Raw genomic sequence first — 13,944 nt, forward strand, 5'->3', positions numbered from 1 at the left:
CCAGAATCCGGCTATCTTGCTCTTGATGCAGAAGGTCTCCATGAGTTTATGCGCAACGTCCTTTGAATGCTCCCGGCTGCGCCTAAATGAAATTGATCGGATGTTCGAGATTTATTCTGCGTCGTACCACGATACTTCGCGATTACGCTTTGATCAGGATCTCAAGGACAAAACCCACTGCATCGTTTTGCGTGGTGCGGATGAAGTTATTGTCGGTTTTACCACCCTCAAACTGTATGAAAAAACCTGGGCCGGCCAACCGATTAAAGTGATTTTTTCGGGCGATACCATCATTGACCGTGAACATTGGGGCAGCCAGCAACTGGCATTCGCCTGGATGCGCCTGGCGGGGGAGATCTGGCAGGCGATGCCGGAAGTTCCGCTCTACTGGTTTCTGATCTGCAAGGGCCACCGCACCTATCGCTATCTGGGCGCCATGGCGCTGAACTATGCCCCGTGCGCGGGCAGGGTGACGGATTGTGATACTCAGGCCTTGCTCGATCACTTGGCGATCGATCGCTTTGGCGACGCCTACGATCCGAACACCGGCGTGCTGTCCTTCGACGTGCCCCAAGGTCGCCTGACCACGGAACTGGCCGAGGTCCCCGGGCCTCACTTGCGCCTGAACAACGTTTTATATTTCCTCGAAAAAAATCCCCGCTACGCCTCGGGCGATGAGTTGGCCTGCCTGTGTGAATTGCGCCCCGATAATCTTCGGCCGTTGGCGTTGCGCCTGTTTGCCGACGCGCGCCCGTCGCCATGCTGATCCGCCAGGCCAGCGCCGCTGACAACCTGAAACTGCTGGATTTCCAGGCGCAGCGGGCCATGCAAGGTGGCTTGCCGATGCGCTTTGATCGCGGGCCGGACTATTTCGCGCTGCACCATTGCCATGCCGCGGACCATCGGACCTGGATGGCCGAAGGCGAGGGCGGTGAGTTGAAGGGCATCGCCAGCCTGGTGGTGCGTGAGGGCTATTTGCAGGAACGCATTCAGCCCGTGGCGTATCTGGGGGATTTGCGCCTGGTGCCAGACCGGCGCCTGTCAAAGTCGTGGATGGCTGAGGTCAAGGTTCGGCTCGCAGCCTTGGCCGACGAAACCGGGGTGCAGCACGCTTATTGCTGTGTCATTCGCAGCAATCGGCTGGCGGCACACTCGCTGCTCGGTGGTCGGCGTGCCAATCCGCTGATGCTTTCCCACTGGCGCGGCTACAGCAACGTCGCCGTGTATGGTCAGCGCGGCTGGGGAAGTGCGCCGCGAACGGTGGAGAACGTGCGCATTGTCCAGGCGCAACCCCACCATGCCGATGCGCTGCGGGCCTTTCTCGACCGTGAATCGGCGGGCCAGCCGTTTGGCAGCGTTTTTAGCGAGGCGCAGTTTTCGCGGCGCCTGGAGACCTGGCCGGACTTCGGAATCGAGTCCTTTCTGCTGGCCGTGGACGCGCAAGACAACCTGCTCGGTTGTGTTGCCCCTTGGGATGCCGGGCGTATCAAACGGGTGGTGCTGGAGCAACTGCCGCTGTCCCACCAGGCGCTGCGCCTCGCGTTCAATGCCTGCGCGCCGGCGTTGGGGCGTCCGGCGATTGCTGCCCCGGGCGAGGCGCTGCAGGACATTTACCTGACTCATCTACAGGTTCGGGAGCGAAACCCGCAGATTTTTGCCGCCCTGCTGGATGTCGCCTGGGCGCGTCTTCGCGGTCGGTACGCGCTGATGCAACTGTGCCTGTATGACAATGATCCGCTGTGGACGGCGATGAACCGCTATCGCTCAGTGTCCGTGCCCATGGATTTGTACACGGCGCCTTGCGTCAGTAGCGCACCCGCGCTGGCGCTGGATGTCGGGCGTATCCCGGGGTTTGAGATCTATCTGGTCTGATCGGGCCGGGTCTCATGCAAGACGTTCAGCAGCGTCAGCCAGAACCGGGTCGCGTCGAAACCACCACCGCCGAGTACTGGCTGGCCGTGATCGAGTCGCGGCAGGCAAATCTGCGGCATGCCCTCGATGCGCAGGTTCTCGATGAAAAACTGGCCGTCATGGGCACAGCCCGGTCGTTGCGCATTGAGGCGCGCATGATGGGTGTCGAAGCGTGAGCTGGGGGCGGCGGACCAACTGACGACGTGGGCCGCATGCAAGTCGGCGGGCAGTTGATTGAGCAATTGAGCGATCTGCGGGTCGCGCCGGCTGCTGATATCCCGTGTGCCCGCGGCCATCCACGGCGTTTTGGCCAGCACGCGGCGAACGCGGTCGAGGGGGTAGCCGTGGGCGGATAGCCCGGTGGCGCAACCCAGCACTTCATCCATGACCGTCGACGGACCGGTCGGCGGTTGCACCAGCGCCACGCCATCACAGGCGTCGTTCAAGGCACGGTCCTGAGTCAGTGCCGCCAGCGCATCGAGCCCGCCCTTGCTGTGTGCCAACACGACAAATCGTTGCCCTGGCTGGAGTTCGGCGGCCAACACTTGGCGGATATGCCTGCCCTGCGCCATCACCCCGCGCGAAGAACGTACAGGCATGCGCAGCACCTGATAACCCGCGCGCCTCAGCGCCTGTGCGCACTCCTGAAAACACCGTGGCAACCACTCGGAAAACAGCCCGGCCACCAGCACCACCAGAGTGCTTTGGGGAAGGTCTGGTGTGGCCTTGTCCCAGCACGAAATAAATCGCCCCGTCCAATCCAGGTGTGCCGCCGGCCTGACGAATGGCGTGGCCGGAAAATGCAGCGGCCAATCGTCAAAGCCCTCTGGCACCCAAGGCGTGTTCATCGAGTGGGCTCGGCGTATTCGTCGAGTGTTCGGCGTGCCGCGTCCAGGGCATCAGTGGTGTCGAGGCGGTTGGGGTGAAACCCCGGGACGAACCAGAACAGCCACCTCGGAAAGGCGCGTGTCAGTGGGCCGGGGTTCACAAATAACCACCACTGCAAGCGCAGCCAGCCTCGCCAGTTACGGCGTTGCCCATCATTCCCGGCCAATCGGTAGATGAAATACAGGACGTCGACGGCAAAGTACGCCGTCATGGTCAGCATGACCCCGCAGCGCATCAGGTAGCGCCACAGCGGATGACGCACCACCGCGCACAGCACGTCGAAGGCGACGGCCTTGTGTTCGGTTTCTTCGATGGCGTGCCAGCGCCACAACATAGCCATCCTCGGGTCGGCGCCTTCCAGCACGGCGGGATGGCGCAGCAACTGGTCGGAGAGTATGGCGGTGAAATGTTCCAGGCTGGCGGTCATGGCCAGACGCGTCGCCGGCGTGAACCGATTGCCGACTTCCTGCCGGCGCAGGAGCAGTTTCTCCAGTTCATCAATCGGCGCTCCCTGTGCCGCCAATAGTTGGTTGTACAACCGATGTTCACGGATATGCGACGCTTCCTGATAAACAAACTCGTCAACTGCCCCTGGACAGCGTGGCATCTGTTTCGATCGCGCCACGAAAGTGCACGACACTATATCAATGAACAGTTTTTCGCCGAGGGGAAACATGATCGACAGCCCATCAAAAAAACGCGTGACGTGGGGCCAGTCTCGATACCAGTAACGGGGAATACTCGCATCCAGTGCAAAGCGAACGTTGCGATGGGGGATTGTTGTATTAGTTGATTGTGCAGGCGGGCACCGGGAGAACAGGCGTTTGAGATACGACATATCGACGGGAGCTGCCTTGAAAAACTACAGGCTATCTCTTTCTTGAGTACCGCAACTAGTAGTCATAGCGAAGTTGTCCGCGATGCGTCGTTGCCGCATGGCCCCGGCAACTTATCGTGAGCGCGTAGAACTGGGCGTTATACTCGCGGCCTATGACCTTTCCACAGGATCCCTCATGCGCCGTTCCACTGACATTTCGCCAACCCGTCGTTTCGACGTGGCTAACCTGTGTGTTCTGGCGCTGCAAACCCTGGTGTGGGGGGCGACGCTGACCTGGCTTTCGCACACCGATGCGGGTGGGCTCAAGTGGCTGGTCCTGATTCCGTTTTGCCTGGTCATGCAAGGCGTGTTCTCGATGATGCACGAGTCCTTTCATGGGTTGGCCCACAGTAAGAAGCCGCTGAACTACTTCGTCATGTGGTGGGCTTCAACGCTGTTTGGGGCCTCGGCCACGCTGATCCACATCAACCACCTGGGCCACCACACGCGTAATCGCACACGCGCCGAGCTGGCGGATTTCGCGGTCGCGGATGAGTCGCTGCTGCGCAAGCGGATCGAGTACTACTTTGCGGTGCTCGGCGGTATCTGGCTCGCGGCGTTTATCGGCAGTCTCTTGTTGCCGCTGCTGCCGGCGCGGATCACTGACAAATGGTCGCAAACCGCCGAGGTCAATACCTACGCCGCGGCCTTCAAGGACTTCTCCAACAGTGACTTCCGGCGTATCCGCCTGGAGGTGATCGCCAGTCTCGCGGTGTGGCTGTCGGTCGGGCTGGTGCTGGGCTGGACATGGCAGGTGGTGCTCATGGCCTACCTCGCTTTTGCATTTTCCTGGTCGTCGTTGCAGTGGGTGTACCACATGCGCACGCCGCTGGATGTGGTCGAGGGCGCCTATAACATGCGGGCGCCGCGCCTGGTGCGCTGGGCATTCCTGAACTTCAACTACAACCTGACCCATCATCGGCAATCGGGGCTGCATTGGCAGCAGATGCACAGGGCCTCCAACCTCAAGGAAACCCGGCCGTTGTGGTTTGGCTGGCTGCAAGTGTTCCTGCCGCCCCAACGCCTGCCCGACGACTTGACCCAGCTCGACAAGACCTACTTTTGATGAGCGCCGACAACGGCGCCAAACGCGCTCTGTGGCAGGGGTTTATCGACAGTGCCCAGCCCGCTCTTGAGCATTGGCGCGAACAACTTGAACAGCCGGAATTGGCGCAAGAACGCATATTGCAACGCCTGCTCAACGCCAATCGTGACTGCGCGTTCGGGCGTGCCCACGGCTTCGCCCATATCGCCGATTCAACGCAGTTTCGCGACAACGTACCGATCCACACTTATGCGCAACTGCATCCCTGGATCGAGCGTGCGCAACACGAGTCGCAAGCGATTTTGACCTCCGTCCCGCCGGTGTTTTTCGAGCGCACGAGCGGCAGCAGTGCGCTGCAAAAAGCGATTCCCTATACGCGTGCCTTCCTCGGTGAAATGCACAGCGCGTTAAACGTCTGGCTCGCCGACATGTATCGCCAAGTGCCGGAAATCAGTCATGGCTCAGGCTACTGGTCGATGTCGCCGCCGCAGCAAATGCCGGTGGCCGCGCCGAATGGGATCTCCATCGGTTCCGCCAGTGATCTGGAGTACTTGAGCGGTAGCAACATCGCCAGCCTGGCGGGGACGTTGCTGATTCCAGGGTTTGCCGGCGATCCGTCACAGTGGCGCCGGCAGACCCTGCTGGCGTTGCTGGCCGATGCTGATTTGAGTTTCATCAGTGTGTGGAGCCCGACGTTCCTGACCAGTCTGTTGCAGCCGTTGTTTGACGGCGAAACGCCTGAACATGCACAAACATTTGCATGGTTGGAAGAAGCGCTTCCCGCCTCGCGCACGTCCGCCTTGCGTCGGGCAAGATCCCAGGGCGTGTGCACCGAACTGTGGCCACGCCTGGCCGCCGTCAGTTGCTGGATGGACGGTCCCAGCCGTCACTATTTCAAGGCATTGGCGGCGCGTTTCCCCCAGGCGCAATGGCTGCCCAAAGGCCTGTTCGCCACCGAAGGCGTGGTCAGCGTGCCCTATGGCGACGCCGCCGGGTGCCCGTTGGCGATCGGCAGTCATTACCTGGAATTTCTCTGCGAAGACGGTGCCTTGCGTAATGCTCATGCGTTGCGCATGGGCGAAACCGCGCAAGTCCTGCTGACCACCGGTGGCGGTTTGTATCGCTACGCATTGGGCGATCGGGTCCGGGTTGTCGGTGTGCAGGGGCGTACGCCGCGCGTGGAGTTTATCGGGCGCGCCGAGGTGACCAGTGACCTGGTCGGGGAGAAGCTCGATGAGCAAATCGTCCAGGGCATTTTTGACCGCTGCCTTACTACAGAGGCTGCCGCGTGCCTGATCCCCAATGCTTCGGCCACGCCACCGTATTACCTGGCGTTGGTCGCCACCGGCGAGGACATCGATTCACCCACGCTGGCGCTGGCGATCGAGTCAGCGTTGTCGGGCGCCTTCCATTACGCCCAGGCACGCAGCCTGGGGCAACTGGCGCCGCTACGGGTTCGATGGCTAAAAGGTGACGCCGATCTGCTCGCCCAGGTCCTGCAACAGGCAGCGGAGTTGAGCGGCATCCGCGCCGGGGACGTCAAACCGCGCCCACTTATCAATCGGCTTGCAACAGCCGATGCCATCCTTGCCCTGACGGAACCCCAATGTCCGCACTTCTGATCAGCACCGTCGAGGTGCCTTGCGATGCCACCCTCGAACAATGGTATGTGGCGTGCTCCAGCCAGGAATTGCCCAAGGGCAAGCCGCACCGGGCAAGGATTCTCGAACTCAACCTTGTGCTCTTCCGTCAGCGAGACGGCCAGGTCGCGGCATTGCTCGACCAATGCGTGCACCGAGGCACGCGATTGTCGGCAGGCAAAATCGCCGACGATTGCCTCGTCTGCCCCTACCATGGCTGGCGCTATGACGCCCAGGGCCAAGTGGTGCATATCCCCAGCGTCGGCGATAAACAATGCTCATCGACACCGCGAGAGCCTCGATTCAAACAGCGCCATTTTGCCGTGCAAGAACTCGACGGACTGATCTGGGTGTACACCGGCACCGGCGACCCGCAGGCCAAACCGGTGTTCAGGCTACCGGCCTATGCGGAAAAAGGCTGGCAGTCCTATTTCATGATCAACACCTTCGAAGCCGACGTCGGCAGCCTGGTGCAAAACTTCATGGACGTGCCACACACCGTCTTCGTCCACGAAGGCATCTTCAGGTCCGGCACCGGCCGCACCATGGAAGCCACACTCGCCTGCAAGGCACATAGCATCGAAGTGACCTATCACGACGACGGCGACAAAATCGGACTCCTGAACTGGCTGAGCAACCCCGACGGCGAGCCACTGGTCCACACCGATCGCTTCTTTGCCCCCAACGTCACCCGCTGCGACTACCAATGGGGCGACCGCTCGGCCTTCTACATCATCAGCCAAATCACCCCGATCAACCCCCGCCAATCCCGCGTCTACACCTACATCGCCTACCGCTTCCGCTTACCCCACTGGCTACTGCGAACCTTGCGCCCGTTCATCCACCTGTACACCCGCATCGTCATTCGCCAGGACGTGAAAATCATTCAGGCGCATAGAGAGGGGCTTGATAATGCGGCGGGTTTCAAGCCGGCGAATGTGCAGGCGGATGCGGTGCATGTGGGGGTTGAGCAGTTGTTGGTGGCGGTGAGGCGGGGGGAGGAGTTGCCGGTGGGGCAGTGGAGGGAGAGTCGGATACGGTTTGAGCTTTGAGGGGCTGAACCTTCTGATACCGGTATCCGCGGTGCTGCAGGCCGTTCTGGCCTGCATGCAAAAAGTGAATCTAGACGTCATCACTGGCCAGCTCACGCTCAATCTGCTCAATGCTGGGCAGGCTGGTTTGCAGCTCTGCCGGCAAGGACTCCACTAATTGATATTCGGCCACGCCAATGGGGCGGGCGTTATCACGCAGGGCATATTCGGCCACTACCGTGTTCTTGCTCTTGCATAGCAACAGGCCAATGGTCGGGCCGTCCTGCGGATGTTTGAGTTGGGCATCCACGGCGGCGAGGTAAAAACCCAGTTGCCCCAAATGCCCGGGTTTGAACTTGCCAGCCTTGAGTTCGATCACCACATAGCAACGCAGCTTGAGGTGATAAAACAGCAGGTCGATGAAAAACTCGTCACCGCCTACGTCCAGCAGCACTTGCTTGCCGACGAAGGCAAAGCCTGCGCCCAGCTCCAATAAGAAATCGGTGACGTGCTTCACCAAGGCGTTTTCGATCTCGCGCTCCTGGGCATCAAGGGTTAGGCCGAGGAAGTCGAAACGGTAAGGGTCTTTCAGTGTTTCGCGGGCAAGGTCGGATTGCGGTTTAGGCAACTGACTATCGAAGTTACTGACTGCGTTGCCGCTGCGCTCCAGCAGACGGGTTTCGATCTGCATCACTAAAATGTTGCGCGACCAGTTGTGCTCGATGGCTTTGGCTGCGTACCAGCGGCGGGTTTCAGGGGCGTGGAGCTTGTCTAGCAGCACTAAATTGTGACCCCAAGGCAATTGTGCAGCAGCTTGTTGCACAAATTCCGAGTCCGGCCAAGCTTCGGCAAATGCGCGCATGTACTTCAGGTTACGTGGCGAAAATCCTTTCATATCCGGAAACGCCGCGCGCAAATCCTGAGCCAAGCGGTCGATCACCTTGGTTCCCCAGCCCTGTTGGGCCTGGCGGGACAAAATATCCTGCCCGATCTGCCAATAGAGCAGAACCAACTCGCGATTCACCGCCAGCGCGGCGCGCTGCTGGGCATTGTGGATGCGGCTTTTGAGGTCGATCAGCCAATCACCGTAGCCTTCGGGGGGCGTGGTCAGGCCTGCGGGGGTGTCGCTCACGCTTTTGTCCTTTGAGCTCTTTCGGCCGAAGGCTAGACAGCGCATTTATCAGGCGCAAGCGGGTTTGGCTTTCCAGGAAGTTTCCTTCAGAAGAAAGCGAAGCGGCTTACTTTTAGGTTTCTATCGCTGATAGAGAGAAAGGTTGCTGCACTGCTGAAGCTGGACAGGGGACTTTTCGACAGGCATTAAAAAGCCGGCTTGTGGCCGGCTTCTCGGGGACTGGCTTGGTTCATTTTTGGTAAACCGCGCCAGCCTTCAAAACGTACACCCGGATCTTGCGTCCGGCTGTGGGACTTGGCGAGAAAATCATCTGCCTTGTCGGTGCGATCAGCGCCGCGGGGCGGGGTGATCGCAAATGTGGGGCGCAGCATACTGATTTTTTTGGGGGATTCCCAGTAGGAAGTGCAGGGTAGAGCGATTGCGCTGATGTGTAGCAGTTGCCGAAGGCTGCGTTCGGCTGCGCAGCAGTCGTAAAACCATAATTTGCGGTGTCAAGGGAAGACCGCGATTGACGGGTTTACGACTGCTGCGCAGTCGAACGGGGGCAAGCCCCCTCGCGACAATGGATTGCATGCGTTACAGGAACGGCACCGGCGGCCGTCGCTTGTTCAGCGTTGAGCACCAGAACACCCAGCCCAATACCCGAATGTTCTGCTCCTCGATCTGCGCCGCCCGAAAAACCTCATCCGGATACTCTGCGCTGTTGTGGCTGCGCAGTCGCAACCCGTTCCCGGGCATTCGGTGCAGGTATTTGATTCGCAACATGCCGTCATGCTCGATCGCATAAATCTCCCCGTCGATGATCTGTGTCAGGCCGCGATCGATGGCCAGGGTTGAACCGTCTTCTATCTTCTCGGCCATGCTGTTGCCGATCATGTGGGCGCAGATGGCGTCTTTATGGTCGATTTCCAGGGCGTCGAGATAGCTGCGGGGCAGGCGGATGGGGTGGCTGTTGTCTTCGATGACGTGGGTTTTGCTGGAGCCGGGCGTGACAGGCATTTCTTTGTAGAAGGACAGCTCGACATCGGTGGGTTCGACGACGGTATAGACGCCTCGGATGGCCTGGGCGTCGTAGGTGTTGGCAGACTCGTCGAACAGGCACAGGTCTTTGGGGCCTTCGGCGGCTTTGAGCCAGTTGCTGTTGACGGACAGCTTTCGGGCGACTTCTTCCATGCAGTGGGCGGGCACACCGCGGGTGTACCAGTTGTGGACGTTTTGCGGCGCCGTGTTCAGGAATTCGGCGAATCCTGTTGTCGAGATGTTCGCCGCTTTGAGCAGCGCTTTAAACCGTGGACCGCTAGTGTTCTTTTTCATGAGCGCGAGTTTACGGGCGCGGGGGAGGGGTTTGAATAAACGAACCGTTCAAATTGAGCGGGAATTTTACGACCGGATGTAAGACGCTTTTCGGGATTTTTAAACAATAAAAAACCAAACGGCCAGTCAGTTAAACGCCTTGTTTAAGTCGGCATTTGTCGGCGCCCACAAAAAACCCCGGATCAACCGGGGTTCTTCTTGAAGCTTAAAGCTTGCAGCTTAAAGCTGGCTTCAGCCCTTGTAGGCAGCAACCGACTTCATGATCTCGGTGCGAGCGGCTTCGGAGTCGCCCCAACCTTCGATCTTCACCCATTTGCCTTTTTCGAGGTCTTTGTAGTTCGCGAAGAAGTGCTCGATCTGCTGGATCAGCAGTTGTGGCAGGTCGCTGCATTCCTTCACGTCGACGTACAGCTGGGACAGCTTGTCGTGTGGGACTGCGATGACTTTGGCATCGCCGCCGCCGTCGTCGGTCATGTGCAGGATGCCGATTGGACGGGCGCGGATCACGGAACCTGGGGCAACCGGGTAAGGGGTCACGACCAGCACGTCGAGGGGATCACCGTCGTCAGCCAGGGTGTTCGGGATGAAACCGTAGTTGGCCGGGGTAGAACATCGGGGTAGCCATGAAACGGTCAACGAACAGGCAATCGCTGTCTTTGTCGATTTCGTACTTGATCGGCGCGTGGTTGGCCGGAATCTCGATCGCGACGTAGATGTCGTTCGGCAGGTCTTTGCCAGCCGGAATCTTGCTGTAGCTCATTGGGCGGTGCCCCCGTTAGTTGACCAAAAACACTTGGCCGGATTGACCAAAAAGTGGCGGCGATTATAGGCATATTCCGCCACCGTTGCTATGTGCCAGAGGTCGTGTAGACCTTAGTCGTGTGCCTGATAGACCGGGTTCTCGGCCAGAAGTTGCTGCAACCGGGCCAGCGGGTCCTGGCGGTAAAACAGCTGCAACTGCTCGTAGACCTGTGGATAAGCCTCGTGCAGCAAATCCGGGGCGCTGAAGAAGTACTCGCTGGTGACGGCGAAGAACTCCGCCGGGTTCTCGGCGGCATAGGGGTCGATGGCGGTTTCGGCGTCCGGATGACGGTCAAGTTTCCGGTTGAGGTCATCGTAGGCTTGTTGCATGACCTTGGCCCAGTCACTGACGCGCATGTCGGGGTGCAGCGGCGGCAGGCCGTTCGCATCGCCGTTGAGCATGTCGAGTTTGTGCGCCAGTTCGTGAATCACCAGGTTGTAGCCTTCCCAGCCGCCGCTGGCCATGACGCCGGGCCAGGCCAGGATGATCGGGCCTTGCTGCCAGGCTTCGCCGCTGTGTTCGCCGTCCCATTCGTGTTCGACGCCGCTGGCATCGCGATGACGCTGGGGGCTGAGGAAGTCGCCGGGGTAGAGGACGATTTCGTGAAAGCCCTGATACCAGTTCAGGTCGCCGAGGTTCAGCAGCGGCAATTGCGCCTGGGCGGCGAGCAGCAGGCGTTGCTCCTGATGGAGTTCGACGCCGGGCAGGGCGGTCAGGTGTTTGTCTTCCAGAAACAGCACGCTGGCTTCACGCAGCCACTGGTCCTCGGCGGCGCTGATGCCGTCGAGAAAGCTCAAGTGCTGGCGCACCCGCTGCCACATGTCGTCGGCAATCGGGTGCCTGGCCAGGATGCGCCGGCGACGCCAGGCGCTCAGGGACCACATGGGGGCTTAGCGGGTTTCGGCTTTGGAGCTCGAACCGCCGAAGCGGCTGCGCACGACGCCGATGATCATCGGTACCAGCGACAGCAGGATGATGCCCACCACCAGCAACGACAGGTTTTTCTTGATGAACGGGACGTTGCCGAAGAAGTAGCCGAGGGTCACCAGGCCGCCGACCCACAGGATCGTGCCCAGCACACTAAAGAAGAAGAACCTCGGGTAAGGCATCCGGGCGATGCCGGCGACGAACGGTGCGAAGGTACGGATGATCGGCAGGAAGCGCGCCATGGTCACGGTTTTGCCGCCGTGCTTGTCGTAGAAATCGTGGGTTTGTTGCAGGTAGTCGCGGCGGAAGATTTTCGAATTCGGGTTGCTGAACAGGCGCTCGCCCGCCGTTCGTCCAATCACATAGTTGGTGCTGTCGCCGAGGATCGCCGCCAGCATCAGCAGGCCGCCCAGCAATACCGGGTCCATGCCGCCACCGGCCGCGACGGCGCCGGCGATAAAGAGCAGGGAATCACCCGGCAGGAACGGCATCACCACCAGGCCGGTTTCGCAGAAGATCACCAGGAACAGAATGGCGTAGATCCATGGACCGTAATTGGTTACCAGCATGTCGAGGTACACATCGAGATGCAGGATAAGGTCGATCGGGTTGAAATCCATGGGGGGCACCTGTGGTGATGGTCCGGCTCAGCAGACCTGTGCATATGACTTCGTGTAAGACTACATGCGGGTGTAGTTTTTCTTACAAGCCGGGAAGCTCGGGATTATACGGCGGGAATAGTGAAAAGCGCGTCGAGTTTGTAGCGGGGGATGTCGCGGGTAATCAGTGGCCGACAGGCTGCACACAAATCCTTGTGGCGAGGGAGCTTGCCCCCGTTGGGTCGCGAAGCGGCCCCTGCAATCCTGGGAGTGCCGCAGCGTCTGGATTACGACGGCTTCGCAGCCGAACGGGGGCAAGCCCCCTCGCCACAAAAGCGCCCTCGCCAAAGACCAGGCCACGCCCCGGTGTTGTTATAACTCGTCGCTAATCGGCAACACGTAGTTCTTGAATTCGGTGTCTTCCTTGAAGCCGATCGACTCGTAAGTTTTCTGCGCCACTTCGTTGTTGCTGCTGGTGGAAACGCGCATGCGCACGGCGTTGGTTTCCTTGGCCATTTTCTTCGCGGTGCGAATCAGGTTGTCGGCCACCAGTTGGCGGCGGGCGTCTTCGGCGACGTAGATGTCGTTGAGGATCCACACGCGTTTAAGCGACAGCGACGAAAAGCTCGGGTACAGCTGACAGAAACCCATCAGTTTGTTGTTGTCGTCATCGGACAGGGCCAGGTAAATCACCGATTCCTTGCGACGCAGGCGTTTTTCGAGGAACGCCCGGGACGAGTCCGGGTAAGGCAGGGAGCCGTAAAACTCGCGGTATTTGACGAATAACGGGGTCAGCAGGTCCAGGTGTTCGAGGGTCGCTTGAATAATCCGCATGGTAGGTCTCGCTTCAAATGGCTGGCTTACGTGCGTGACGGCGATGGGAAACCCCTGGCGGCCGTGCGTCGATCCTGCCTGAAAACGAATCAGAAACGCAATGCGGAAACGGTTCAGGCATCCGGCGGGCTGAGTAGGAAATTTCCTTTCATGTCCGCCCCAGCGTCCGACTCCAGTGTCTGAACCTGGGCTTCGTCCTTCAGATTGACCCCCGACAACTGCCGCCGACAGGCTTCGCGCATCAGGTACAGCAAGCGGTGCGCCGCCATGCCGTAACTGAGGCCTTCCAGTCGGACATTGGAGATGCAGTTGCGATAAGCATCGGTCAGGCCAATCTTTGGATTGTAGGTGAAATATAAACCCAGACTATCAGGAGAGCTGAGCCCAGGGCGTTCACCAATCAAGATCACCACCATTTTCGCGCCCAGCAACTCGCCGATTTCGTCGGCCACCGCGACTCGACCTTGTTCCACCAGGATCACCGGCGCCATGGACCAGCCATCCGCCGCAGACTGTTCCTCCATGCGTGTCAGAAACGGCACGGTATGGCGATGAACCGCCAACGCCGACAGGCCATCGGCGACCACGATCACCAAATCCACGCCGCCCGGATGGGCCGAGGCGTAATCACGCAGGGTCTGCGCCGACTCGTCGCTCAACTTGCGCCCCAGATCCGGGCGCTGCAAATAACTGTTCCGGTCCGTGGCAGCGCTGTGCAACAGCAGACTTTCCCGGCCGCGCTCGGCCAGTTGCGCGCTGAGCCCGGCGTGGTCGAACGGCAAATGCACAGCATCCCGGGCCTGGGCGTGGGCGAACTGGAAATCCAGTTGCGCCTTGGTCGGCAGGCTGGTGCCGGTTCGGCCCAGGGCTATGCGCGCCGGGGTCAGGCGCCGCAGTTCCAGCCACGGGTTTTGCGGATCGACGGGTGGTTTATCCATATCAAC

At 60.0% G+C, this 13,944-nt stretch carries 13 protein-coding genes and 1 pseudogene; 5 read left to right on the forward strand and 9 right to left on the reverse strand.

Going from position 1 to position 13,944, the window contains the following annotated elements; genetic code table 11:
- The first annotated feature begins 100 nt into the window (after positions 1-100).
- Both ACZ89E_RS26490 and ACZ89E_RS26495 read left to right on the forward strand, forming a co-directional pair.
- Positions 101-766 carry a hypothetical protein gene (locus ACZ89E_RS26490; protein WP_476257073.1) on the forward strand — a complete coding sequence of 222 codons (666 nt, stop codon included), beginning with the start codon at positions 101-103 and terminating at the stop codon, positions 764-766.
- Positions 760-1,872 (forward strand): hypothetical protein, encoded by a 1,113-nt coding sequence (locus ACZ89E_RS26495; RefSeq protein WP_476256723.1) that lies wholly within the window; start codon positions 760-762, stop codon positions 1,870-1,872. The genes ACZ89E_RS26490 and ACZ89E_RS26495 overlap by 7 nt, the downstream gene beginning before the upstream one ends.
- Here the strand turns inward: ACZ89E_RS26495 and ACZ89E_RS26500 are convergent.
- Both ACZ89E_RS26500 and ACZ89E_RS26505 read right to left on the reverse strand, forming a co-directional pair.
- Positions 1,860-2,759: an esterase/lipase family protein gene (locus ACZ89E_RS26500; RefSeq protein ID WP_476256724.1), complete on the reverse strand. Its 900-nt coding sequence runs from the start codon at positions 2,757-2,759 to the stop codon at positions 1,860-1,862. The two genes, ACZ89E_RS26495 and ACZ89E_RS26500, sit on opposite strands and share 13 nt — an antisense overlap.
- Positions 2,756-3,637 (reverse strand): metal-dependent hydrolase, encoded by an 882-nt coding sequence (locus ACZ89E_RS26505; protein WP_476256725.1) that lies wholly within the window; start codon positions 3,635-3,637, stop codon positions 2,756-2,758. Before ACZ89E_RS26505 ends, ACZ89E_RS26500 begins: the two co-directional genes overlap by 4 nt.
- 175 nt (positions 3,638-3,812) lie before the next feature.
- Between ACZ89E_RS26505 and ACZ89E_RS26510 the strand changes: the two genes are divergently transcribed.
- The 3 genes from ACZ89E_RS26510 to ACZ89E_RS26520 are packed head-to-tail and all read left to right on the forward strand — an operon-like array spanning position 3,813 to position 7,413.
- Complete coding sequence (locus ACZ89E_RS26510; protein WP_476256726.1) at positions 3,813-4,742, forward strand: fatty acid desaturase family protein; 930 nt, start codon at positions 3,813-3,815, stop codon at positions 4,740-4,742.
- Positions 4,742-6,343, forward strand: coding sequence for a GH3 family acyl-acid amido synthetase (locus ACZ89E_RS26515; protein ID WP_476256727.1), 1,602 nt, complete (start codon positions 4,742-4,744; stop codon positions 6,341-6,343). The genes ACZ89E_RS26510 and ACZ89E_RS26515 overlap by 1 nt, the downstream gene beginning before the upstream one ends.
- Positions 6,328-7,413, forward strand: a complete 1,086-nt coding sequence (locus tag ACZ89E_RS26520; protein WP_476256728.1) for a Rieske 2Fe-2S domain-containing protein — start codon at positions 6,328-6,330, stop codon at positions 7,411-7,413. The genes ACZ89E_RS26515 and ACZ89E_RS26520 overlap by 16 nt, the downstream gene beginning before the upstream one ends.
- Positions 7,414-7,483: 70 nt before the next feature.
- Here the strand turns inward: ACZ89E_RS26520 and ACZ89E_RS26525 are convergent, their stop codons facing one another.
- The 7 genes and pseudogenes from ACZ89E_RS26525 to eutC form a co-directional block, all read right to left on the reverse strand.
- On the reverse strand, positions 7,484-8,524 hold the full coding sequence (locus ACZ89E_RS26525; protein ID WP_149660914.1) for a PDDEXK nuclease domain-containing protein: 1,041 nt from the start codon (positions 8,522-8,524) through the stop codon (positions 7,484-7,486).
- Positions 8,525-9,100: 576 nt separating this feature from the next.
- Positions 9,101-9,838 (reverse strand): S24 family peptidase, encoded by a 738-nt coding sequence (locus ACZ89E_RS26530; protein WP_463258571.1) that lies wholly within the window; start codon positions 9,836-9,838, stop codon positions 9,101-9,103.
- Between the two features lie 231 nt (positions 9,839-10,069).
- Positions 10,070-10,598 (reverse strand): annotated as a pseudogene (gene ppa / locus ACZ89E_RS26535) (inorganic diphosphatase).
- A gap of 113 nt (positions 10,599-10,711) precedes the next feature.
- The gene (locus ACZ89E_RS26540) at positions 10,712-11,524 is read right to left on the reverse strand and encodes a M90 family metallopeptidase (RefSeq protein ID WP_476256729.1); all 813 of its coding nucleotides are present in this window, start codon (positions 11,522-11,524) and stop codon (positions 10,712-10,714) included.
- Between the two features lie 6 nt (positions 11,525-11,530).
- Positions 11,531-12,187 carry a DedA family protein gene (locus ACZ89E_RS26545; protein ID WP_149660911.1) on the reverse strand — a complete coding sequence of 219 codons (657 nt, stop codon included), beginning with the start codon at positions 12,185-12,187 and terminating at the stop codon, positions 11,531-11,533.
- A 351-nt stretch (positions 12,188-12,538) separates the two neighbouring features.
- Complete coding sequence (locus ACZ89E_RS26550; protein WP_034148104.1) at positions 12,539-13,000, reverse strand: GNAT family N-acetyltransferase; 462 nt, start codon at positions 12,998-13,000, stop codon at positions 12,539-12,541.
- Between the two features lie 113 nt (positions 13,001-13,113).
- The gene (eutC, locus tag ACZ89E_RS26555) at positions 13,114-13,938 is read right to left on the reverse strand and encodes an ethanolamine ammonia-lyase subunit EutC (protein WP_476256730.1); all 825 of its coding nucleotides are present in this window, start codon (positions 13,936-13,938) and stop codon (positions 13,114-13,116) included.
- Positions 13,939-13,944: the final 6 nt, after the last annotated feature.

This window comes from Pseudomonas sp. TE3899 (genome assembly GCF_056279105.1).

What these genes read in the sequence shown, in the direction of transcription:
- ACZ89E_RS26500 (WP_476256724.1), bottom strand. Translation starts at nt 2,759, where the DNA reads ATGAACACGCCTTGGGTGCCAGAGGGCTTTGACGATTGGCCGCTGCAT.
- ACZ89E_RS26540 (WP_476256729.1), bottom strand. Translation starts at nt 11,524, where the DNA reads ATGTGGTCCCTGAGCGCCTGGCGTCGCCGGCGCATCCTGGCCAGGCAC.
- ACZ89E_RS26530 (WP_463258571.1), bottom strand. Translation starts at nt 9,838, where the DNA reads ATGAAAAAGAACACTAGCGGTCCACGGTTTAAAGCGCTGCTCAAAGCG.
- ACZ89E_RS26515 (WP_476256727.1), top strand. Translation starts at nt 4,742, where the DNA reads ATGAGCGCCGACAACGGCGCCAAACGCGCTCTGTGGCAGGGGTTTATC.
- ACZ89E_RS26495 (WP_476256723.1), top strand. Translation starts at nt 760, where the DNA reads ATGCTGATCCGCCAGGCCAGCGCCGCTGACAACCTGAAACTGCTGGAT.
- eutC (WP_476256730.1), bottom strand. Translation starts at nt 13,938, where the DNA reads ATGGATAAACCACCCGTCGATCCGCAAAACCCGTGGCTGGAACTGCGG.
- ACZ89E_RS26545 (WP_149660911.1), bottom strand. Translation starts at nt 12,187, where the DNA reads ATGGATTTCAACCCGATCGACCTTATCCTGCATCTCGATGTGTACCTC.
- ACZ89E_RS26510 (WP_476256726.1), top strand. Translation starts at nt 3,813, where the DNA reads ATGCGCCGTTCCACTGACATTTCGCCAACCCGTCGTTTCGACGTGGCT.
- ACZ89E_RS26550 (WP_034148104.1), bottom strand. Translation starts at nt 13,000, where the DNA reads ATGCGGATTATTCAAGCGACCCTCGAACACCTGGACCTGCTGACCCCG.
- ACZ89E_RS26505 (WP_476256725.1), bottom strand. Translation starts at nt 3,637, where the DNA reads ATGTCGTATCTCAAACGCCTGTTCTCCCGGTGCCCGCCTGCACAATCA.
- ACZ89E_RS26520 (WP_476256728.1), top strand. Translation starts at nt 6,328, where the DNA reads ATGTCCGCACTTCTGATCAGCACCGTCGAGGTGCCTTGCGATGCCACC.
- ACZ89E_RS26490 (WP_476257073.1), top strand. Translation starts at nt 101, where the DNA reads ATGTTCGAGATTTATTCTGCGTCGTACCACGATACTTCGCGATTACGC.